The following is a 21,475-nucleotide window of genomic DNA, read 5'->3' on the forward strand; positions in this document are numbered from 1 at the left end:
TGCGGCCCATCGCGACGCAAGGCCGCTCCTACAAGAGGTCGCGATGCGTGCAGGAGCGGGTCGCGCGGCCCATGGGCCGTCAGTCCTTGCGTCGCTTCAGCTGGTCCACCAGGGTGGTCGGCAGCCCCTTGATGATCAGGGTGCCGGCGGCCTCGTCATACTCCACCTTGTCGCCCAGCAGGTGCGCCTCGAAGCTGATCGACAGCCCCTCGGCACGCCCGGTAAAGCGACGGAACTGGTTGAGGGTGCGTTTATCCGCCGGAATCTCCGGCGACAAGCCGTAGTCCTTGTTGCGGATATGGTCGTAGAACGCCTTGGGCCGGTCTTCGTCGATCAGGCTGGACAGCTCTTCCAGCGTCACCGGTTCACCCAGTTTGGTCTGGGTAGTGGCGTACTCGACCAGCGTCTGGGTCTTTTCGCGAGCGGATGCTTCCGGCAAGTCTTCGCTCTCGACGAAGTCGCTGAAAGCCTTGAGCAGGGTGCGGGTTTCACCTGGGCCGTCGACACCTTCCTGGCAGCCAATGAAGTCGCGGAAATAGTCCGAGACTTTCTTGCCGTTCTTGCCCTTGATGAACGAGATGTACTGCTTGGAGTTCTGGTTGTTCTTCCACTCGGACAGGTTGATGCGCGCCGCCAGGTGCAACTGGCCCAGGTCAAGGTGACGGGATGGGGTGACGTCGAGTTCGGCATTCACCGCCACGCCTTCACTGTGGTGCAGCAGGGCGATGGCCAGGTATTCGGTCATGCCCTGTTGGTAATGGGCAAACAGCACGTGACCGCCGGTGGACAGGTTGGACTCCTCCATCAGCTTCTGCAGGTGTTCCACGGCCTGGCGGCTGAAGGCGGTAAAGTCTGTGTCGCCTTCCAGGTACTGCTTCAGCCAGCCGCTGAGCGGGTAGGCCCCCGACTCGCCGTGGAAGAAGCCCCAGGCCTTGCCTTGCTTGGCGTTGTAGCTGTCGTTCAGGTCTGCCAGCAGGTTTTCGATGGCGTCGGAAGCCGCCAGTTCGCTATCGCGGGCGTGCAGCACGGCGGGGCTGCCATCAGGCTTCTTGTCGATCAGGTGAACGATGCAATGACGGATAGGCATGAAATTCTCGGCGAGCTGCAAAAGTCGCCAAGTTTAACCCAGACACCCAGTGGTGCAGTGGCCGGATGTTGGCCGAAATGCCGGTTGTTCGTTTTTTGTTCATTTTTGTACGTTTTAGGCCAAAACCCCTGAAAAACCTGCATTTAATCGAAGTACGCTGCGGATATTTATCCACTCCTGTGGTAGCTTTGCGCGGTCTTGCGCCCCACGCGTGGCGCATTGCTGGCAGCGCGCTGCCGTCGTGTCGAACCAAACGCCGATTTGAGTATCTACATACCCAATTGGCGCGGCCCTCCACTACAAGGGGCTGGCCCGATAACGTCGTCGTTCGCTGCATAACCATCGAATTTGATAGGGAAGGAACACCACCATGGCATTGACCAAAGACCAACTGATTGCCGACATCGCCGAGTCGATCGCCGCGCCGAAAGCCACCGCCAAGAACGCACTGGAGCAACTGGGCCAGATCGTTGCTGACCAGCTGGAAAACGGCGCTGAAATCACCCTGCCAGGCATCGGCAAGCTGAAAGTCTCGGAGCGTCCTGCCCGCACTGGCCGCAACCCTTCGACTGGCGCTGCCATCGAAATCGCTGCCAAGAAAGTCGTCAAGTTCGTGCCAGCCAAAGTGCTGACCGACGCTATCAACAAGTAATTGTTGCTGCTTTGACGAAACCGCGCCCGGCTTGCCCGGGCGCGGTTTTTTCATGCCTGTGATCGGCCCTGGGCGTACCAGCCCTGGCGTGCCGCTTCGTCGTGGAAGCTCCAGGCAACCATGCGGCTCTGCTTCTGGCCCTGGCCCATTTCGACGACACGTACGGCCTTGGCAACGGCCTTCTTCAGTGCAGCCTCTATGCCCGGCAGGTTGCTGGCCTTTGACACCAGGCTGGTGAACCACAACACGCTGCCGGCGTACTGCACGCTTTCGCTCACCAGTTGGGTGACAAAGCGGATTTCGCCGCCCTCGCACCACAGTTCATTGTTCTGGCCACCAAAGTTCAGCAGCGGCAGCTTGCGTTTGGGGTCCTGCTTGCCCAGGTTTTTCCACTTGCGTCGGCTACCGCGGGTGGCTTCGTCGCGGGAGGCGTGGAAGGGGGGGTTGCACAGGGTCAGGTCGAAACGCTCCTCTGGCTGCAACAGACCGCTGAGGATATGGCCCCGGTTCGCCTGCTGGCGCAGGGCAATGGCCTTGCCCAGGCCGTTGGCCTGGACGATGGCCTTGGCCGAGGCCAGGGCTACCGGGTCGATATCCGAGCCGAGAAAGCGCCAGCGGTATTCGCTGTGGCCCAGCAGTGGGTAAATGCAGTTGGCACCCACGCCGATGTCCAGCGCGCGTACCTGGGCGCCCTTGGGAATTTCCCCCGCGTTGTCCGTGGCCAGCAGATCCGCGGCTACGTGGATGTAGTCGGCGCGGCCGGGAATGGGCGGGCACAGGTAGTCGGCGGGGATATCCCAGTGCTGGATGCCGTATTGGGCCTTGAGCAGGGCACGGTTGAATACCCTTACGGCTTCGGGGTTGGCGAAGTCGATGCTGGGTTTGCCGTGGGGGTTGGTAATGGTAAAGCGGGCCAGGTCAGGGTGGGCCTTGATCAGGCTGGGGAAGTCGTAGCGCCCCTGGTGCCGGTTGCGCGGGTGCAGGGTAGGTTTGTCGGTCATGGCGGGGTCCGGTGTTGCAGGCCTTGGGGCTGCTCTGCAGCCCTATCGCGACACAAGGCCGCCCCTAAAGGATAGCGGCGCCTGTGAAACCGGCACCGTCCTGTAGGGGCGGCCTTGTGTCGCGAAAGGGCCGCACAGCGGCCCCAGCGGTCTATCAGGTTGTCACAGCGCTGCAATGCGCGCGTGCTGCTCGGTGAAGTTGGCCAGGGCCTGTTCGGACTCGGCCAGCTTGGCGCGCTCCTTCTCGATCACCGCAGGCGGGGCCTTGTCGACGAAGGCAGCGTTGGACAGCTTGCCACCCACGCGTGCCACTTCGCCCTGCAGGCGCTGAATTTCCTTGTTCAGGCGCGCCAGCTCGGCATCCTTGTCGATCAGCCCGGCCATCGGTACCAGCACTTGCAGGTCACCCACCAGCGCAGTAGCCGAAAGCGGTGCTTCTTCGGCATCGCTCAGCACGGTGAACGATTCGACCTTGGCCAGCTTCTTCAGCAAGGCTTCGTTCTCATGCAGGCGGCGCTGGTCGTCGGCGTTGGCGTTCTTCAGGAACAGTGGCAGCGGCTTGCCCGGGCCAATGTTCATTTCGGCGCGGATGTTGCGCAGGCCGACCATCAGCTCTTTCAGCCATTCGATATCACCTTCGGCGGCAGCATCGATGCGGCTTTCATTGGCCACCGGCCATGGCTGCAGCATGATGGTCTTGCCTTCGATACCGGCCAGCGGTGCGATGCGCTGCCAGATTTCCTCGGTGATGAACGGCATGAACGGGTGTGCCAGGCGCAGCGCCACTTCCAGCACGCGCACCAGGGTGCGGCGGGTGCCGCGGGCGCGCTCGACCGGGGCATTTTCGTCCCACAGCACAGGCTTGGACAGCTCCAGGTACCAGTCGCAGTACTGGTTCCAGATGAACTCGTACAGCGCCTGGCTGGCCAGGTCGAAGCGGAACTGCTCCAGCTGGCGGGTCACTTCGGCTTCGGTGCGCTGCAGCTGCGAGATGATCCAGCGGTCAGCCAGGGACAGCTCATAGGCCTCGCCGTTCTGGCCACAATCCTCGCCCTTGTCCAGCACGTAGCGGGCAGCGTTCCAGATCTTGTTGCAGAAGTTGCGATAGCCTTCGACGCGGCCCATGTCGAACTTGATGTCGCGGCCTGTGGACGCCAGCGAGCAGAAGGTGAAGCGCAAGGCGTCGGTGCCGTAGCTGGCGATGCCTTCGGGGAATTCGGCCTTGGTCTGCTTGGCGATTTTCTCGGCCAGCTTGGGCTGCATCATGCCGCTGGTGCGTTTTTCCAGCAGGGCGTCGAGGGTGATGCCGTCGACGATGTCCAGCGGGTCCAGCACGTTGCCCTTGGACTTGGACATCTTCTGGCCCTGGCCATCACGCACCAGGCCGTGCACGTACACGGTCTTGAACGGAACCTGCGGGGTGCCATCCTCGTTCTTGATCAGGTGCATGGTCAGCATGATCATGCGCGCAACCCAGAAGAAGATGATGTCGAAGCCCGTCACCAGCACATCGGTGGAGTGGAACTTCTTGAGGAATTCGGTCTGCTCCGGCCAGCCCAGGGTAGAGAAGGTCCACAGGCCCGAGCTGAACCAGGTGTCGAGCACGTCGTCGTCCTGGCGCAACACCACATCGGCGCCCAGTTGGTGCTTGGCGCGCACTTCCTGCTCGTTGCGGCCAACGTAGACCTGGCCAGCCTCGTCGTACCACGCCGGAATGCGATGGCCCCACCACAGCTGGCGGCTGATGCACCAGTCCTGGATGTCGCGCATCCACGAGAAGTACATGTTCTCGTACTGTTTGGGCACGAACTGGATGCGGCCGTCTTCCACGGCAGCAATGGCAGGCTCTGCCAGCGGCTTGGTGGACACGTACCACTGGTCGGTCAGCCAGGGCTCGATCACGGTACCGGAACGGTCGCCTTTCGGCACTTTCAGGGCGTGGTCGTCGATGCTGACCAGCAGGCCTTGGGCGTCCAGGTCGGCCACGATCTGTTTGCGCGCCACGAAGCGGTCGAGGTTGGCGTACTGCGCCGGCAACTGGGTGTCGACCTGCTCGTTGACGCTGCCGTCGAGGTTGAAGGCCTGGGCGTTGGCCAGCACGACGGCATTCTTGTCGAAGATGTTCAGCAGCGGCAGGTTGTGCCGCTTGCCGACTTCATAGTCATTGAAGTCGTGGGCCGGTGTGATCTTCACGCAGCCGGTGCCGAACGCCGGGTCGCAGTAGTCGTCGGCGATGATCGGAATGCGGCGGCCCACCAGCGGCAGCTCGACGTACTTGCCGATCAGTGCCTGGTAGCGTTCGTCGTTCGGGTTGACCGCCACGGCGGCGTCGCCCAGCAGGGTTTCCGGGCGGGTAGTGGCAACCACCAGGTAACCCTGGCCTTCGGCGGTTTTGGCGCCATCGGCCAGCGGGTAGCGCAGGTTCCACAGGTGGCCTTTTTCGTCGTGGTTTTCCACTTCGAGGTCGGAGATGGCCGTGTGCAGCTTGGTGTCCCAGTTGACCAGGCGCTTGCCGCGGTAGATCAGGCCATCTTCGTGCAGGCGCACGAAGGCTTCCTTGACCGCTTCGGACAGGCCGTCGTCCATGGTGAAGCGCTCGCGGCTCCAGTCCACCGACGAGCCCAGGCGGCGGATTTGCCGGCTGATATTGCCGCCGGACTGATCCTTCCATTCCCAGACCTTCTCCAGGAACTTCTCGCGCCCCAGATCATGCCGGTTCTGGCCCTTGGCCTCGAGTTGGCGCTCGACCAGCATCTGGGTGGCGATACCGGCGTGGTCGGTGCCTGGCTGCCACAGGGTGTCGCGGCCTTGCATGCGGCGGAAACGGATCAGGGCATCCATGATCGCGTTGTTGAAGCCGTGGCCCATGTGCAGGCTGCCGGTGACGTTCGGCGGCGGGATCATGATGGTGTAGGACTCGCCTGCACCTTGTGGAGCGAAATAGTTCTCGGACTCCCAGGTGTTGTACCAGGAAGTTTCGATGGCGTGCGGCTGGTAGGTCTTATCCATGCGCGGCGGGACCCTGTGCATTTATTCGGGAAAGCCGGGAAGTATAACCAAGCTGGGGGCCGCAGGCGACAAGCTGCTGACAACTGTCGGAACTGTGTTGCCTGCTGCAACAAGCCCACCACAGGCGTTGAGGTCCCTGTAGGAGCGGGCATGCCCGCGAAGCAGGCAACACCGATGTGCGGTTTTACTCGGAACGCTTGATCAACCGCTCGATGCGCGCATCCAGCCGGCGCTTGATTTCGTTCTCGATATGCGGGGTAAAGTCGTTGATCACGTCCTGCATGATCATCTGCGCCGCGGCGCGCAGCTCACTCTCCAGGTGCAGCAGGGTGTCCTGGCGGCGCGTCTGCGGGTCTTCCTCGGGCGCAGCCGCCTCGGTAACCGGCGCGTCCGGCAACAACGGAAGTTGCTCGACCGTTTCGGTCAGCAGGGGGGGTTGCAGGTCGGCATCGCCGAGCAACTGGCGGATCGACTCAAGGTCGTCGAGCAGATGAGCCGAGTCGGGCAGGGGGGAGTGCTTGTCCATCGTCGTCAAAGTCGCTGTAAGCGGTGGTCTTGCAGAGCATAGCCCTGTTCACGGTAGAAACGGAATCGCTCTCGCGCCGATTGGCGAATGTCGGGCGCCTCGACGACGATTTCCGCCACCCGCTCGAACTGGCCGACAAAGCCCGGCACGCTGGCGCCCAGGTTGATCAGCAGGTCGTGATGGTCACCGGCGTGTTCCGCCAGGCCCAGGGCCACGCCGGCATCGGCATGCACCTCGGCCAGGTCGTGGGGCACGAAAGCTTCGCCCTTGAAGCGCCACAGGCGCAGGTCCAGTTCGTCGCGTTGCTCGGCATCCTGGCAATGCAGGTAGACCCGGTGGCCAAGGCGCCAGGCCTTTTCACACAGTTTGCAGGCGAAATCGAGCCGCGCCGACAGCGAGTCGGTAGGCAGGATATAGAAGTCGACTTTGCTCATGGTCGGTATGGCCGGCCGGTGGCGCGCCAGGCACCACCGGCGTCATGGCCTCACGCGCCAGCGCGGTCCAGCAGGTACTGGGTCAGCAGCGGCACCGGGCGACCCGTGGCGCCCTTGTCCTTGCCGCCGCTGACCCACGCCGTACCAGCGATGTCCATGTGCGCCCAGTTATAGGCCTTGGCGAAACGCGACAGGAAGCAGCCTGCGGTGATGGTGCCGGCCTTCGGCCCACCGATGTTGCCCATGTCGGCGAACGGACTGTCCAGTTGTTCCTGGTACTCGTCGAACAGCGGCAGTTGCCAGGCGCGGTCGTCTGCGCGCTTGCCCGCGTCGAGCAATTGCCCGACCAGGTCGTCGTTGTTGCCCATCAGGCCGGAGGTGTGGCTGCCCAGGGCGACGATGCAGGCGCCTGTCAGGGTGGCGACGTCGATCACCGCCTGTGGCTTGAAACGCTCGGCGTAGGTCAGGGTATCGCACAGCACCAGGCGGCCTTCGGCGTCGGTGTTGAGGATTTCCACGGTCTGGCCGCTCATGGTGGTGACGATGTCACCCGGGCGGGTGGCGCCGCCACTTGGCATGTTCTCGGCGCAGGCCAGCAGGCAGACCAGGTTGATGGGCAGTTGCAGTTCCAGCACCGCACGCAGGGTGCCCATGACGCTGGCGGCACCGCACATGTCGTACTTCATTTCGTCCATGCCGGCGCCGGGTTTCAGGCTGATGCCGCCGGTGTCGAAGGTGATGCCTTTACCTACCAGCACGAAGGGCTTGTCGGCCTTCTTGCCGCCCTGGTAGTTGAGCACGATCAGGCGTGGCGGCTGGTCGCTGCCCTGGCCCACGGCGTAGAAGGCGCCCATGCCCAGGTCCTTGATCTTCTTCTCGTCGAGCACTTCGACCTTCAGTGCCTTGTGCGCCTTGCCCAGGTCCTTGGCCTGCTCGGCAAGGAAGCTCGGGTGGCACAGGTTCGGTGGCAGATTGCCCAGGTCGCGGGTGAACGCCATGCCGGTGGCGATGGCGCTGGCGTGCTTCACCGCGCGCTCGACGTCGGCCTGGCCGGCCTTGTCTGCCAGCAGGGTGACTTTTTTCAGCGCGCGCGGCTCGACCTTCTGGCTCTTGAAGCGGTCGAACACGTATTCGCCGTCCTGCAGGGTTTCGGCCAGCAGGCGGTACTTGCCGTAATGGGCATCGCGGTTGCTGACGGCGATATCGTCCAGGGCCAGCACGGCATCGGCGCCGTTGAGCCCCTTGAGCACACCGGCGACGCTGGCGACCAGCTTGCGCCAGGCGCGGTCGCCCAGGGCTTCGTCTTTGCCACTGCCGACCAGCAGGACGCGTTCGGCCTTGAGGCCCGGGAGGTTGTGCAGCAGCAAGGTCTGGCCCGGTTTGCCGGCCAGGTCACCGCGCTTGAGTACCGCGCTGATGGCACCCTCGGTGGCCTGGTCGACGGCCTTGGCCACCGCGCCAAGTTTGCGATTTTCACCGACTGCAATGACCAGGGTGGCGGTTTTTACCGATGCAGCAGCTACGCTTTTTACAACCAGTTCCATGTCAGGGTCCCCGAATGATCGATACAAATGGCGCTGTACATTGCAGCGCTCTGGACGGGCCTGGCCGCGTCGTCGCGCGCCAGCGGAAAAGCTGCCAGTTTGAGCCTGCGGCCCGCGTGCTGACAACCCCGTTATGCGCCTTCACGCGCCGCCAAGTGACAGGCGCAGCCAATCACAGGATAATGCGCGCACTTTACATGGAGGTTCGCCTTTGGCGAACCGGCATTGGTCTTGGATGTACTAAGTCATTGTTTGGCGCCATTGCATGGCAGTCCGCCCTGACAACCCAGGAGTGTCTGGTTTGATCGTCTTTCGTTATCTGTCCCGCGAGGTCCTGGTGACCTTGAGCGCCGTCAGCGCCGTGCTGCTGGTGATCATCATGAGTGGGCGCTTCATCAAGTACCTGGCCCAGGCCGCCCAGGGCGTGCTCGACCCGGGCGTATTGTTCCTGATCATGGGCTTCCGCCTGCCGGGTTTCCTGCAGCTGATCCTGCCCTTGGGGCTGTTCCTCGGCATTCTGCTGGCGTACGGCCGCCTGTACCTGGAAAGCGAAATGACCGTGCTCTCGGCCACTGGCATGAGCCAGCAGCGCCTGCTGGGCATGACCATGGCGCCGGCCGCACTGGTGGCGCTGCTGGTGGCCTGGCTGAGCCTTAGCCTGGCGCCACTGGGCGTGGCCCAGGTGCAGCAGATCATCGCCCAGCAGGACACCCTGACCGAGTTCGATACCTTGGTGCCAGGCCGTTTCCAGATGCTGCGTGATGGCTCGCGGGTCACCTACACCGAGCAACTGTCGGACGACCGCGTCAAGCTCGGTGGCGTGTTCATCTCCGAAAAACGCTTCAATCAGGACAAGACCAAGGACCGTGCGCCGTCGGTGCTGGTGGCGGAAAAGGGCCACCAGGAGATCCAGGCCGATGGCAACCGTTACCTGGTGCTGGAAAACGGCTACCGCTACGACGGTAACCCCGGCCAGGCCGACTACCGGGCCATCAAGTACGACACCTATGGCGTGTTGCTGCCCAAGCCGGAAGTGGCCGAGGAAGTGACCGAGCGCGAGGCCATTCCGACCCTCGACCTGTTCGGCAAGACCGACCTGCGCGAACGCGCCGAACTGCAATGGCGGCTGTCATTGCCGATCCTGGTCTTCGTGGTGACCCTGCTGGCGGTGCCGCTGTCGCGGGTCAACCCGCGCCAGGGCCGCTTCCTCAAGTTGCTGCCGGCGATTCTTCTGTACATGGCCTACCTGACAATGCTGATTTCCGTACGCGGCGCCCTGGAGAAGGGCAAGTTGCCGATTGCCCTGGGCATGTGGTGGGTCCACGGGCTGTTCCTGCTCATCGGCCTTGGCCTGATGTACTGGGAGCCATTGCGCCTCAAGCGTGCCGCCCGCCGTGCGGAGGTGGCCCATGGCTAAGCTCGACCGCTACATCGGCCAGAGCGTGCTGCTGGCCATCCTGGCAGTGCTGGGGATCATCCTCGGCCTGGCCTCGTTGTTCGCGTTCATCGATGAGATGGGCGACCTGAGCGACACCTACACGGTGATGCAAGCCGGTTACTACGTCTTGCTCACCGCGCCACGGCGGCTGTACGAAATGCTGCCCATGGCTGCGCTGATCGGCTGCCTGATTGGCCTGGGTAGCCTGGCCAGCAGCAGCGAACTGACCATCATGCGTGCGGCCGGTGTGTCCATCGGGCGTATCGTCTGGGCGGTGATGAAGCCCATGCTGGTGCTGATGCTGGTCGGCCTGCTGATTGGCGAATACGTGGCACCGGTCACCGAGAACAAGGCCCAGGCTGACCGCTCGCTGGCCCAGGGTGGGGGCGAGGCGCAGAGCTCCAAGCGTGGCATGTGGCATCGCCAGGGCGAGGAGTTCGTGCACATCAACGCCGTACAGCCCAACGGCCTGTTGCTGGGCGTGACCCGCTACCGCTTCGACAGCGAGCGCAAGATCCAGACGTCGAGCTTTGCCCGGCGTGCCCAGTACACCGACGATCACTGGTTGCTCAGCGACGTCAGCACGACCTTCTTCCGCGGGGACCACACCGAGGTGGTGAAGGCCCCCACCGAGCGCTGGGACGTGTCGCTGACCCCGCAACTGCTGAACACCGTGATTCTGGCGCCGGAGTCGCTGTCGATCACCGGCCTGTGGGATTACATCCACTACCTGTCGGACCAGGGCCTGAACAACGCCCGTTACTGGCTGGCGTTCTGGACCAAGGTCCTGCAGCCGATGGTGACTGCGGCACTGGTGTTGATGGCCATTTCGTTCATCTTCGGCCCGCTGCGCTCGGTGACCTTGGGCCAGCGGGTGTTCACCGGCGTGCTGGTGGGCTTCGTTTTCCGCATCGGCCAGGACCTGCTCGGGCCTTCGAGCCAGGTGTTCGGCTTCCCGCCCTTGCTGGCGGTGGTCATCCCGGCGGGCATTTGTGCCCTGGCCGGTGTGTGGTTGCTGCGCCGGGCGGGGTAATGGCTTGAGCTGGAGATAATGCTTGTCTGTTAAGCGTTACTGGGGCTGCTTTGCAGCCCTTCGCGGGCACGCCCGCTCCTACACGCTTGGCGCTGCGCGATCCCCTGTGGGAGCGGGCGTGCCCGCGAAGGGTCGCAAAGCGGCCCCAAATTACTTAACTGACAGGCATTAACCCTAGGTCGGCTTTTTCATTGGGGCCGGGCCTTTCTATTTCTTCTGTTTCGGCACACGCACCAGCTGGCTTTCGGAATAGATGTCATGCCAGCCCCGCTTGCGTTTGTCGATCAGCACCCAGAAGAAACCCAGCCCCAGGCACAACCACGACGCGATCGACACCACAAAGCGCAGCAGTGCCTGCCACAGGCTGATCGCCGAACCATCTGCGTTCTGTACCCGCACGCCCCACACCTGCATGCCCAGCGTCTGCCCGCCGTGGGTCCAGAACTTGGCGAAAAAGCCGAACAAGGCGAACAGCAGCACCGTGGACAGCAACGGGTCGCCGTCCAGTGCGCCTGCCTCGGTCAGCTCGCGCATGCGGGCTTCGCCAATGATCGCCATCTGGATCATCTTGTAGGCCCCAGCGGTCACGATCAGCAGCGCGGTGCACAACAGGAAGTCGTAGAACATCGCCGCCAGGCGTCGGCCCAGGCCGACCGGCGGAAAATCACCCTGGGGTGTGAGCAAAGGCTTGGACATGCAAAACAGCTCCAGAAGACGAAGCCGCTATTCTACGGGCAAAAAAAAGCCCCTGCACTTGGCAGGGGCTTTTGCAGTCGGGTTCGGCTTAGTCTGCAATCTGGACTTTGTCCGCTTGCATGCCTTTCTGGCCCTGCACGGCCTCGAAAGTGACCTTTTGGCCTTCTTTCAGGCTCTTGAAGCCGTTGCCTTCGATTGCGCGGAAGTGCACGAACAGATCCGGACCGCTTTCTGGGGTGATGAAACCGTAACCTTTTTCGTCATTGAACCACTTGACGGTACCGTTCTGACGTTCAGCCATTGTCTTATTTCCTATGGAGCTCGAATTTTGATGACAGTTACTTTCGCACGTTGTGTAAGCGAAAGATTACTGGGCTGGGTTGCAGGAAAGTAAGAGACGTCGAACGGGTTGTAGCAACGCTTGGCTACTGGCCCAGGTCACGAACTATTGCGACCCATGCAAACACAGTGGAATGACTCTACGCCAACTCCCGAGCGAAAAACAAGCCCTCGGCCACGCGGAAAAACGGGCCTTTTTTCACGCACCGATCACCGTCGTGCAAACGGCATGGTGGCTGGCCTGGCGCCATGTTCAAAAGTTACCGGGCAGGTTTCGGAAACGAATATGCCACGCCTGCCCGCCACCTTCACAAAGCCGATTCACCCACGGTAGTAACGTTGCGCCACGAAAGGCATTTTGCTCACTTTCAAGGCCACCTTCTTGCCACGCACCACGGCAAATAGCGCGGTGTTGATTGCCGCATGTTCGCTATCGATATAACCCATTGCAACGGGCGCCCCAAGTGTTGGGCCAAAACCGCCACTGCACACTTTGCCGACCGGTTTATCGTTGGCATCGACAATGTCCGCGCCTTCGCGTACGGGCGTGCGCTCTTGCGGCAACAGACCGACACGTTTGCGTGCCACACCGTCGCGCTGCTGGGTGTAGATGGCTTCGGCGCCCGGGAACCCACCCGCACGCTGGCCGTCGGCGCGGCGCACCTTGGAAATCGCCCACAGCAAACTGGCCTCGACTGGGGTGGTTTCGCTGTTCATGTCGTGGCCATACAGGCACAGGCCGGCTTCCAGGCGCAGCGAATCACGGGCACCCAGCCCGATCGGCTGTACTTCCGGTTCGGCCAGTAGGCGGCGGGCCAAGGCTTCGGCGGCGCCGGCCGGCACCGAGATCTCGTAGCCATCTTCGCCGGTGTAGCCCGAGCGACTGACGAAGCAGTCTTCGCCCAGCAGGTTTACCGCGCGCAACTGCATGAAGGTCATGCTCGCCACTTCCGGTGCCAGGCGCGCGAGTACATTCGCTGCCGCCGGGCCCTGGAGGGCCAGCAGCGCCCGCGCCTCGAACAGCGGCTGCACGTCGCAGTCGCTGCCGATGTGCGTTTGCAGGTGAGCCAGGTCCTGCGCCTTGCAGGCCGCGTTGACCACCAGGAACAGCTTGTCGTTGCCCAGGTTGGCAACCATCAGGTCATCAAGCATACCGCCTTGGGCATTGGTGAACATGGCATAGCGCTGCATCCCCACCGGCAGGTCGATGATGTCTACCGGCACCAGGCTTTCAAGGGCTTTGGCAGCGTTGGCACCGTGCAGGATGATCTGGCCCATGTGCGACACATCGAACAGGCCGGCCTGTTCACGGGTATGCAGGTGCTCCTTGAGGACGCCCAGCGGGTACTGCACCGGCATGTCATAGCCCGCGAACGGCACCATGCGCGCCCCCAGCTCCAGGTGCAAGGCATGCAGTGGGGTCTTGAGCAGTGTTTCGGACATCGGTGACTCCTTGCTTTCGTTAGTGGGTCAACACTCGATGATGTTGACGGCCAGGCCGCCACGGGCGGTCTCTTTGTATTTGCTTTTCATGTCGGCGCCGGTCTGGCGCATGGTGCGGATGACCTTGTCGAGCGATACGTGGTGCTGCCCGTCGCCGCGCAAGGCCATGCGCACCGCATTGATCGCCTTTACCGAGCCCATGGCGTTGCGCTCGATGCAGGGCACCTGGACCAGCCCGCCAATGGGGTCGCAGGTCAGCCCCAGGTTGTGTTCCATGCCGATTTCGGCGGCGTTCTCCACTTGCTGCACACTGCCGCCCATCACCTCGCACAGCGCCCCGGCAGCCATCGAGCAGGCCACCCCGACTTCGCCCTGGCAGCCCACCTCGGCACCGGAGATCGAGGCGTTTTCCTTGTACAGGATGCCGATGGCCGCAGCCGTGAGCAGAAAACGCACCACCCCGTCTTCGCTGGCACCGGGCACGAAGCGCATGTAGTAGTGCAGCACCGCGGGGACGATACCGGCGGCGCCATTGGTGGGCGCGGTGACCACCCGCCCGCCATAGGCGTTTTCCTCGTTCACAGCCAGCGCATACAGGTTCACCCAGTCCAGTACCGACAGGGCATCGCGCAGGCTGGCCTCCGGGTGCCGGCTGAGCTGGCGGTAAAGTGCCGGTGCCCGGCGCCTGACCTTGAGCCCACCCGGTAGAATGCCCTCATGCTGGCAGCCGGCTTCGACGCAGTCCTGCATCACTTGCCAGATGCGCAGCAGCCCGGCGCGGGTTTCTGCCTCGGGGCGCCAGGCCTGCTCATTGGCCAGCATTACCTGGCTGACCGCCAGGTTGTGCGTGGTGCAGTGGCCGAGCAGCTGTTTGGCGGTGGTGAACGGGTAGGCCAGGGCGGTGCTGTCCTCGACAATGCGGTCGTGGCCGGCGGCGGCTTCGTCAACCACGAAGCCGCCGCCCACCGAGTAGTACTCGCGGCTGCGGATTTGAAGGCCGGCGTTGTCGAATGCGCGGAAGATCATGCCGTTGGGGTGGTAGTCCAGTGGCTTGCGGATCATTGTCAGGTGCTGCTTTTCATTGAAGGCAATGGTGTGCTCGCCCAGCAGCTTGAGCTTGCCACTGCTGCGGATGGCCTGCAGGCGGGCGGGGATGCTGTCGGTATCGAGGGTGTCCGGCTGTTCGCCTTCAAGGCCGAGCAACACGGCCTTGTCACTGCCGTGGCCTTTGCCGGTGGCCCCCAGTGAGCCATACAGCTCGGCCTTGACGCTGGCCGTTTTGGCCAGCAGGCCATCACGGCGCAGCCCTTCGGCAAACCGCGCAGCGGCGCGCATCGGGCCGACGGTGTGGGAACTGGAGGGGCCGATGCCGATCTTGAACAGGTCGAAGACGCTCAAAGCCATTGCTCGTTCCCTCCAGAAAGAAAAGGCGAGTGCTGCGCACTCGATCGCCGGCAAGCCAGCGCCCACAGGTACGACGTTCCCGTGAGAGCAGGCTTCTAACAGGTGCAGCACAACCCTTGCAGGCAGTGGAGCCCTTGTGGGAGCCGGCGAGCCGGATCAGGCGTCCTGATAGCTCTCGATCGACGGGCAGGCGCACACCAGGTTACGGTCGCCGAATACGTTGTCGACGCGGCCGACCGGTGGCCAGTACTTGCCTTCCACCAGCCCAGGCAGCGGGTACACCGCCTGCTCGCGGCTGTAACCGTGGGCCCATTCGCCAACCAGCTCGGCCGCGGTATGCGGGGCGTTTTTCAGCGGGTTGTCGTCTTTGTCCAGGCTACCGTCCTCGACCGCGCGGATTTCTGCGCGGATCTGGATCATGGCGTTGCAGAAGCGGTCCAGTTCTTCCTTGGACTCGCTTTCGGTCGGTTCGATCATCAGCGTGCCGGCCACCGGGAAGGACATGGTCGGGGCGTGGAAGCCGAAGTCGATCAGGCGCTTGGCCACGTCGTCGACGCTGATGCCGCTGGTGTCCTTCAGTGGGCGCAGGTCGAGGATGCATTCGTGTGCCACCAGGCCATTGCCGCCGCTATACAGGACAGGATAGTGCTCTTCCAGGCGGCGGGCGATGTAGTTGGCGTTGAGGATCGCCATCTGCGACGCACGCTTGAGGCCGGCACCGCCCATCATGCGGATGTACATCCAGGTGATCGGCAGAATGCTGGCGCTGCCGAACGGCGCGGCGCACACCGCACCCTGGGTGTTTTGCAACTGCGCATGGCCGGGCAGGAACGGCGCCAGGTGCGACTTGACGCCAATCGGACCCACCCCCGGGCCGCCGCCACCGTGCGGAATGCAGAAGGTCTTGTGCAGGTTCAGGTGCGACACGTCGCCGCCGAACTTGCCCGGCGCGCACAGGCCGACCATGGCGTTCATGTTGGCGCCGTCGATGTACACCTGGCCACCGTTGTCGTGAATGATCGCGCAGATTTCGCCGATCGCTTCTTCGAACACGCCGTGGGTCGATGGGTAGGTGATCATGATCGCGGCCAGGCGCTCGCGGTGTTCGATGGCTTTGGCGCGCAGGTCCTCGACATCGACGTTGCCGCGGGCGTCACAGGCGGTAACCACCACACGCATGCCGGCCATGTTGGCGGTAGCGGGGTTGGTGCCGTGGGCCGACGAGGGGATCAGGCAGATGTCGCGGTGGCTTTCGCCACGGCTGCGGTGGTAGGCACGTATGGCCAGCAACCCGGCGTACTCGCCCTGCGAGCCGGCGTTGGGCTGCAGCGACACGGCATCATAGCCGGTAGCAGCGCACAACATTGCTTCCAGCTCGGTGGTCATCTGCAGGTAGCCCTGGCTTTGCTCGGCCGGCGCAAAGGGGTGCAGGTTGCCGAACTCGGCCCAGGTCACCGGGATCATTTCGCTGGCTGCGTTCAGCTTCATGGTGCAGGAGCCCAGCGGGATCATGCTGCGGTCCAGCGCCAGGTCCTTGTCGGCCAGGCGGCGCAGGTAGCGCATCAGTTCGGTTTCGCTGTGGTAGCGGTTGAATACCGGGTGTTCGAGGATGGCCGACTGGCGCAGCAGGGCCGCGGGCAGCAGCGAACCGGTGCTGGCAGCCAGCGCGGCGAAGTCTGGCAGGGGCTGGTTGCCGGCGAACAGTTGCCACAGGGCCTGCACGTCAGCCTGGGTGCTGGTTTCGTCCAGCGACAGGCCCAGGTGGGCGACGTCGACCTGGCGCAGGTTGATACCTTGGGCGCGGGCCTGCTCATGCAGGCTGGCAGTGGCGGTGCCGGTGGCCAGGGTCAAGGTGTCGAAGGTTGTTGCACCGACCACTTGCAAACCCAGGCGGTTCAGGCCGGCTGCCAGAACCGCGGTCAGCGCATGGGTGCGCTCGGCGATGCGCTTGAGGCCGGCCGGGCCGTGGTACACGGCGTACATGCTGGCGATATTGGCCAGCAGCACCTGGGCGGTGCAAATGTTGCTGGTGGCCTTCTCGCGGCGGATGTGCTGCTCGCGGGTTTGCATGGCCAGGCGCAGCGCGGTCTTGCCGAAGCGATCGATCGACACGCCGACCAGCCGGCCTGGCATGTCGCGCTTGAAGGCGTCACGGGTGGCGAAGTAGGCCGCGTGTGGGCCGCCGAAGCCCAGGGGCACGCCAAAGCGCTGGGCGCTACCGATGGCCACGTCGGCATCGAACTCACCCGGTGGGGTCAGCAGGGTCAGGGCCAGCAGGTCGGCTGCCACGGCGACCAGCGCGTTGGCAGCATGGAAGCGCTGCACCACTTCCCGGTAGTCGAACACCTCGCCATTGCTGGCCGGGTATTGCAGCAGCGCGCCGAAGAAGGCACTGGCATCGCCCAGCTCGCGTTCGTCGCCGACCACCACGTCGATGCCCAACGGCTCGGCGCGGGTGCGCAGCACGTCCAGGGTTTGCGGGTGGCAGTGCACCGACGCGAAGAAGCTGTGGCTGGTCTTGTTCTTCGACAGGCGCTTGCAGAAGGTCATGGCCTCGGCTGCGGCGGTCGCTTCGTCGAGCAGCGAAGCGTTGGCGATCGGCAGGCCGGTGAGATCGCTGATCAGGGTCTGGAAGTTCAGCAACGCTTCCAGGCGGCCCTGGGAGATTTCCGGCTGGTAGGGCGTGTAGGCGGTGTACCACGCCGGGTTTTCCAGCAGGTTGCGCAGGATGGGGGCCGGGGTGTGGGTGTTGTAGTAGCCCTGGCCGATGAAGCTCTTGAACAGCTGGTTCTTGCCGGCGATGGCCTTGAGTGCTGCCAGCGCGTCGGCTTCACTCTGGCCGTCGTGCGCGCCGAGCACGCTGGTGCCCTTGATGCTGTCGGGGATGACCGCCGCGGTCATGGCGTCCAGCGATTCGAAACCGAGGGCGGCGAGCATGGCCTGCTCGTCGGCGGTGCGCGGGCCGATGTGTCGGGCGATGAATTCGTTGGCAGTGCTGAGGTTGATGGTCATGGCGCAGTCCTCAGGCTTCAGCGTTGGCTTTGATCAGGCGGTCATAGGCGTCCTGGTCGAGCAGGGCGCTGACTTCGCTGATGTTGGCCGGGGTGAAGCGGAAGAACCAGCCTTCGCCCATGGGGTCTTCGTTGACCAGCTCCGGGCTTGAGTCGAGCTGTGCGTTGACTGCAACCACCTCGCCGGTCAAGGGCATGTACACGCCGCTGGCAGCTTTCACCGACTCGACGGTGGATGCTTCGCTGCCTTTCTCGTACTGCTGCAACTCGGGCAGTTGCACGAACACCACATCGCCAAGGGCGTTCTGGGCGAAGGCGGTGATGCCCACGGTGACACTGCCATCGGCTTCGACGCGCAGCCATTCGTGATCTTCGGTGAAACGCAACTCGCTCATGCGGAATCCTCGGGCGTTGGGCGCGGTGTGCCCGCGCTCTTGGGTCGGGATTCCCATAGCAATAATGCGGCCAATTTCAAAAAAGGCTTATAAAACAATAAGTTAAATTTTTATTGAGACGCTCGATTTTTGGCGTTGGAACGAAAACGCTACATTGCACGCGGGTTGAAAAAGCGTTTCTCTATCAAACCCTTGTATAACCGCATGCGTACACCGATGTAGCGTTTTCGATACGTTGTAATCAAAGCGTTACAGTGCAGCGGCGCCTGTTTGGCAGGTTACTGCCAACCCCATAGTCGGGCGACGCCACAGGTACGGTAAAGGGCATCAACCTGCCATGAACAGCGGCAGTGCCAGATAGAGTTTGATCACGATGACATTGATGATGTCGATGAAGAACGCCCCCACCATGGGCACCACCAGAAAGGCAATGTTCGAAGCGCCGTAGCGCTGGGTCACTGCCTGCATGTTGGCAATGGCAGTGGGCGTGGCCCCCAGGCCAAATCCGCAATGGCCGGCAGCCAATACGGCTGCATCGTAATTACGACCCATGACCCGGAACGTCACGAAAATTGCGAACAGCGCCATGACCAGTGTCTGTGCGGCCAATAATGCGAAGAACGGCAAGGCCAGGGCTGCCAGGTCCCATAGTTTGAGCGACATCAAGGCAATGGCCAGGAACAGCGACAAGCTGACATTGCCCAGTACCGAAACTTCCCGTTCGAACACACGGTAGAAGCCGAATGCGGATAGCCCATTGCGCAGCAATACACCCACGAACAGCACACACACAAACGTCGGCAGTTCGAATGCAGTTCCTTTGAGTGCGCCATTGAGCAAAGAACCGGCAAGCAGGCTTACCGCAATCAGCGCCAGTGTTTCTACAAATGAAAACGATGTTATCAGGCGCTCTTTGTCAGGCCGCTCGAAACCCTGGGGCAGTTGCGGCAGTTCCTCATCGGCCCCCGGCGTTTTCACCCGCTTGATCAGCAGCCGGGCAACCGGCCCGCCGATCAGGCCGCCCAGCACCAGCCCGAAGGTGGCCGAGGCCATCGCCAGTTCCGCAGCCGAGGCCAGGCCGAACTTTTCGCTGAACGTGGCGCCCCAGGCGGCGCCGGTGCCGTGGCCGCCGGACAGGGTGATCGAACCGGCCAGCAGGCCCATCAATGGGTCCAGCCCCAATGCCGAGGCCAGGCCGATGCCCATGGCGTTCTGCACCAGCAACAGGCTGGTGACCACCAGCAGGAAGATCACCACCACACGGCCGCCTTTTTTCAGGCTGGCAAAGTCTGCGCTCAAGCCGATGGTGGCGAAGAAGGCCAGCATCAAGGGTGTTTGCAGTGAGGTATCGAACTGCACCTGCACATCGAAACTGCGCAACGCCAGCAGGGCAAAGGCGACGACCAGGCCACCGGCAACGGGTTCCGGAATATTGTAGACGCGCAACAAACCAATCCGTGCAACCAGCCCGCGCCCCAATAACAGGACGAGAGAGGCGGCTACAAGTGTCCCGTAAAAATCGAGTTCAAACATCAGGTGCTCTCGTTATATCCAGTAGCGAACCACGCTCCGCACTTGGGCGGATCAGTGGGATGACAAGTGGCAATACACCGTCATCATTCTACGAGGCATATGTGGGAGAGTATCTTTCACTCGCGTAGGAAAGGTCTGAACAACTACCGGGTTATTGCAACGACTATCAGCCTTTGCCGGGTATTCCATATTTACGCAGGCGCTGGGCAATGGCGGTGTGCGAAGTGTGCAAGCGCGCAGCCAGTTGCCGGGTGGAGGGGTAGCTGGCGTACAGACGTTGCAGCAGCTCACGCTCGAAATCGCCCACGGCTTGCTCCAGGCTGGCCACTTCGCCATCTTGCCCGCGCGCCACCGAGGTGCCGGCGATGTCCAGGTCACCGATGTCCACCAGGTTGCTTTCGCAGATGGCCGCCGCACGGAAAATCACGTTCTGCAGTTGGCGCACGTTGCCCGGCCACGGGTTGGCCAGCAGCGCCGAATGGGTGGCCGGGGTCAACCGGCAGGCTGGGCGCTGGATCTGCGTGCAGGCCTGCTGCATGAAGAAGTGCGCCAGCATCAGGATGTCCTGGCCGCGGTCGCGTAGGGGCGGTACCTGCAGGTTGAGCACATTCAGGCGGTAGAACAGGTCTTCGCGGAAGCTGCCTTCGGCCACCATGCGCTCCAGGTCGCGGTGGGTGGCGCTGATGATGCGCACATCGACCTTCACTTCGCGGTCGCCGCCCACCCGGCGGAAGCTGCCGTCACTGAGGAAGCGCAGCAGCTTGGCCTGCAGGTACGGTGACATTTCGCCGATCTCATCCAGAAACACCGTGCCCTGGTTGGCCAGCTCCATGAGCCCCGGCTTGCCGCCGCGTTGCGCGCCGGTGAAGGCGCCGGGGGCGTAGCCGAACAGCTCGCTCTCGGCCAGGCTCTCGGGCAGGGCGGCGCAGTTCAGCGCCAGGAACGGTGCCGCCTGGCGGCTGCTGATGGCATGGCAGGCGCGGGCCACCAGCTCTTTGCCGGTGCCGGTTTCGCCATGCACCAGCAGCGGCGCATCGAGTGCGGCAACGCGCATGGCGCGTGCCTTGAGGGTACGGATGGCCGGTGACTCGCCCAGCAGGGCGTCGAAGCCCTCGGCGTGGTCGTGGTGCAGGGCCGACAGGCGTTCGCCCATGCGCGATGGCGGGTAAAGCGTCAGCAGGCCACCGGCGTTGGTAATGGGCATGGCATCGAGCAGCAGGCTGTGGCCGTTCAGTTGCATCTCGCGCATGGGCAGGTGGAAGTTGTTGTCCAGCAGCGCCTGCAGCAGCCCGGCGTCGCCGAACAGCTCGCCCACCGAGCGCCCGGCCGATTCGCGGCCGCACAGCTCGATCAGCGCCGGGTTGGCCAGCAACACCTTGCCGGCGCTGTCCACGGCCAGGACCGGGTCGCTCATCGCTGCCAGCAACGCATCCAGTTGCAGGTGCCGACGTTGCCCGGGAAGGATGTCGACCACGTCCACCGACTGTACCCCGTGCACTTCGAACAGTGCGTCGTGCAGCTCTTCGAGCACCGCGGGGCTGAGCGTCGGGGCGTCGATGTAGACGTTCGGCGGGACCATCTCCACGGCGTCCAGGTTGAGGTTGCGGGCACCGAGCAGGGCTAGCACTTCCTGAGTGATGCCGACGCGGTCGATGAAGCTGACGTGGATGCGCATGGGAACGTAGAGGGTGGTGGCCGGGGAGGGCGGTAGTATGCCTCAACATCGCCGGGGCCGCCTTGCGGCCCATCGCAGGCAAGCCAGCTCCCACAGGGATCGCGTCAGGGCTGATAGGTGTTTGTCACAAGATATGCAGCGCCTGTGAGATCGAGCGCCGCCCGCGCGGCGCATCGCGAGCTGCGCTCGCTCCTTGTATGTTGTGACTGGCCTGGCGGGAGAAGTTATTCTCGTCAGGCTGAAGAAGCACTTCCG

Annotated in this window: 17 protein-coding genes; 3 read left to right on the forward strand and 14 right to left on the reverse strand. The window is 63.2% G+C overall.

The features are described from left to right. Positions 1-79 precede the first annotated feature (79 nt). The gene (gene yejK / locus DMX12_RS20765) at positions 80-1,087 is read right to left on the reverse strand and encodes a nucleoid-associated protein YejK (protein WP_009687046.1); all 1,008 of its coding nucleotides are present in this window, start codon (positions 1,085-1,087) and stop codon (positions 80-82) included. A gap of 370 nt (positions 1,088-1,457) precedes the next feature. On the opposite strand from yejK, the gene DMX12_RS20770 reads away from it, so the two are divergent. Next, on the forward strand, positions 1,458-1,739 hold the full coding sequence (locus DMX12_RS20770; RefSeq protein ID WP_003255106.1) for an HU family DNA-binding protein: 282 nt from the start codon (positions 1,458-1,460) through the stop codon (positions 1,737-1,739). Between the two features lie 50 nt (positions 1,740-1,789). Here the strand turns inward: DMX12_RS20770 and rlmF are convergent, their stop codons facing one another. The 5 genes from rlmF to DMX12_RS20795 form a co-directional block, all read right to left on the reverse strand. Further along, positions 1,790-2,740: a 23S rRNA (adenine(1618)-N(6))-methyltransferase RlmF gene (gene rlmF, locus DMX12_RS20775; RefSeq protein ID WP_110679332.1), complete on the reverse strand. Its 951-nt coding sequence runs from the start codon at positions 2,738-2,740 to the stop codon at positions 1,790-1,792. A gap of 162 nt (positions 2,741-2,902) precedes the next feature. Beyond that, a complete protein-coding gene (locus DMX12_RS20780) occupies positions 2,903-5,749 on the reverse strand; it encodes a valine--tRNA ligase (RefSeq protein WP_110679333.1) in 2,847 nt (948 codons plus the stop codon). Positions 5,750-5,933: 184 nt separating this feature from the next. Further along, on the reverse strand, positions 5,934-6,275 hold the full coding sequence (locus DMX12_RS20785) for a hypothetical protein (RefSeq protein ID WP_009687043.1): 342 nt from the start codon (positions 6,273-6,275) through the stop codon (positions 5,934-5,936). Between the two features lie 5 nt (positions 6,276-6,280). Then, a complete protein-coding gene (locus tag DMX12_RS20790) occupies positions 6,281-6,709 on the reverse strand; it encodes a DNA polymerase III subunit chi (protein WP_009687042.1) in 429 nt (142 codons plus the stop codon). Between the two features lie 50 nt (positions 6,710-6,759). Then, positions 6,760-8,253, reverse strand: a complete 1,494-nt coding sequence (locus tag DMX12_RS20795) for a leucyl aminopeptidase (RefSeq protein ID WP_009687041.1) — start codon at positions 8,251-8,253, stop codon at positions 6,760-6,762. A 301-nt stretch (positions 8,254-8,554) separates the two neighbouring features. On the opposite strand from DMX12_RS20795, the gene lptF reads away from it, so the two are divergent. Together lptF and lptG are read left to right on the forward strand one after the other, a co-directional pair. Then, positions 8,555-9,670 (forward strand): LPS export ABC transporter permease LptF, encoded by a 1,116-nt coding sequence (gene lptF / locus DMX12_RS20805; protein ID WP_029886778.1) that lies wholly within the window; start codon positions 8,555-8,557, stop codon positions 9,668-9,670. Then, on the forward strand, positions 9,663-10,724 hold the full coding sequence (gene lptG / locus DMX12_RS20810) for an LPS export ABC transporter permease LptG (RefSeq protein ID WP_029886777.1): 1,062 nt from the start codon (positions 9,663-9,665) through the stop codon (positions 10,722-10,724). The genes lptF and lptG overlap by 8 nt, the downstream gene beginning before the upstream one ends. 207 nt (positions 10,725-10,931) lie before the next feature. Here lptG and DMX12_RS20815 read toward each other — a convergent pair whose 3' ends face one another. From DMX12_RS20815 to DMX12_RS20850, 8 genes are all read right to left on the reverse strand, one after another. After that, on the reverse strand, positions 10,932-11,420 hold the full coding sequence (locus DMX12_RS20815; protein WP_009687037.1) for an RDD family protein: 489 nt from the start codon (positions 11,418-11,420) through the stop codon (positions 10,932-10,934). Positions 11,421-11,508: 88 nt separating this feature from the next. Continuing rightward, positions 11,509-11,721 (reverse strand): cold-shock protein, encoded by a 213-nt coding sequence (locus tag DMX12_RS20820; protein ID WP_110679334.1) that lies wholly within the window; start codon positions 11,719-11,721, stop codon positions 11,509-11,511. Positions 11,722-12,080: 359 nt separating this feature from the next. After that, positions 12,081-13,202 carry a glycine cleavage system aminomethyltransferase GcvT gene (gene gcvT, locus DMX12_RS20825; RefSeq protein WP_110679335.1) on the reverse strand — a complete coding sequence of 374 codons (1,122 nt, stop codon included), beginning with the start codon at positions 13,200-13,202 and terminating at the stop codon, positions 12,081-12,083. 27 nt (positions 13,203-13,229) lie between these two features. Beyond that, complete coding sequence (locus DMX12_RS20830; protein ID WP_110679336.1) at positions 13,230-14,606, reverse strand: L-serine ammonia-lyase; 1,377 nt, start codon at positions 14,604-14,606, stop codon at positions 13,230-13,232. 156 nt (positions 14,607-14,762) lie between these two features. After that, a complete protein-coding gene (gcvP, locus tag DMX12_RS20835) occupies positions 14,763-17,618 on the reverse strand; it encodes an aminomethyl-transferring glycine dehydrogenase (protein ID WP_110679337.1) in 2,856 nt (951 codons plus the stop codon). Positions 17,619-17,628: 10 nt separating this feature from the next. Continuing rightward, positions 17,629-18,012 (reverse strand): glycine cleavage system protein GcvH, encoded by a 384-nt coding sequence (gene gcvH, locus DMX12_RS20840; RefSeq protein ID WP_009687031.1) that lies wholly within the window; start codon positions 18,010-18,012, stop codon positions 17,629-17,631. Between the two features lie 327 nt (positions 18,013-18,339). Beyond that, positions 18,340-19,545, reverse strand: coding sequence for a sodium/glutamate symporter (gene gltS, locus DMX12_RS20845; RefSeq protein WP_110679338.1), 1,206 nt, complete (start codon positions 19,543-19,545; stop codon positions 18,340-18,342). A gap of 166 nt (positions 19,546-19,711) precedes the next feature. Further along, positions 19,712-21,220: a sigma-54-dependent transcriptional regulator gene (locus tag DMX12_RS20850; protein WP_047150239.1), complete on the reverse strand. Its 1,509-nt coding sequence runs from the start codon at positions 21,218-21,220 to the stop codon at positions 19,712-19,714. Between the last annotated feature and the right edge of the window lie 255 nt (positions 21,221-21,475).

Source organism: Pseudomonas sp. MB-090624 (genome assembly GCF_003205245.1).
GTDB lineage: Bacteria > Pseudomonadota > Gammaproteobacteria > Pseudomonadales > Pseudomonadaceae > Aquipseudomonas > Aquipseudomonas juntendi.

What these genes read in the sequence shown, in the direction of transcription:
- yejK (WP_009687046.1), bottom strand. Translation starts at nt 1,087, where the DNA reads ATGCCTATCCGTCATTGCATCGTTCACCTGATCGACAAGAAGCCTGAT.
- DMX12_RS20770 (WP_003255106.1), top strand. Translation starts at nt 1,458, where the DNA reads ATGGCATTGACCAAAGACCAACTGATTGCCGACATCGCCGAGTCGATC.
- rlmF (WP_110679332.1), bottom strand. Translation starts at nt 2,740, where the DNA reads ATGACCGACAAACCTACCCTGCACCCGCGCAACCGGCACCAGGGGCGC.
- DMX12_RS20780 (WP_110679333.1), bottom strand. Translation starts at nt 5,749, where the DNA reads ATGGATAAGACCTACCAGCCGCACGCCATCGAAACTTCCTGGTACAAC.
- DMX12_RS20785 (WP_009687043.1), bottom strand. Translation starts at nt 6,275, where the DNA reads ATGGACAAGCACTCCCCCCTGCCCGACTCGGCTCATCTGCTCGACGAC.
- DMX12_RS20790 (WP_009687042.1), bottom strand. Translation starts at nt 6,709, where the DNA reads ATGAGCAAAGTCGACTTCTATATCCTGCCTACCGACTCGCTGTCGGCG.
- DMX12_RS20795 (WP_009687041.1), bottom strand. Translation starts at nt 8,253, where the DNA reads ATGGAACTGGTTGTAAAAAGCGTAGCTGCTGCATCGGTAAAAACCGCC.
- lptG (WP_029886777.1), top strand. Translation starts at nt 9,663, where the DNA reads ATGGCTAAGCTCGACCGCTACATCGGCCAGAGCGTGCTGCTGGCCATC.
- DMX12_RS20815 (WP_009687037.1), bottom strand. Translation starts at nt 11,420, where the DNA reads ATGTCCAAGCCTTTGCTCACACCCCAGGGTGATTTTCCGCCGGTCGGC.
- DMX12_RS20820 (WP_110679334.1), bottom strand. Translation starts at nt 11,721, where the DNA reads ATGGCTGAACGTCAGAACGGTACCGTCAAGTGGTTCAATGACGAAAAA.
- gcvT (WP_110679335.1), bottom strand. Translation starts at nt 13,202, where the DNA reads ATGTCCGAAACACTGCTCAAGACCCCACTGCATGCCTTGCACCTGGAG.
- DMX12_RS20830 (WP_110679336.1), bottom strand. Translation starts at nt 14,606, where the DNA reads ATGGCTTTGAGCGTCTTCGACCTGTTCAAGATCGGCATCGGCCCCTCC.
- gcvP (WP_110679337.1), bottom strand. Translation starts at nt 17,618, where the DNA reads ATGACCATCAACCTCAGCACTGCCAACGAATTCATCGCCCGACACATC.
- gcvH (WP_009687031.1), bottom strand. Translation starts at nt 18,012, where the DNA reads ATGAGCGAGTTGCGTTTCACCGAAGATCACGAATGGCTGCGCGTCGAA.
- gltS (WP_110679338.1), bottom strand. Translation starts at nt 19,545, where the DNA reads ATGTTTGAACTCGATTTTTACGGGACACTTGTAGCCGCCTCTCTCGTC.
- DMX12_RS20850 (WP_047150239.1), bottom strand. Translation starts at nt 21,220, where the DNA reads ATGCGCATCCACGTCAGCTTCATCGACCGCGTCGGCATCACTCAGGAA.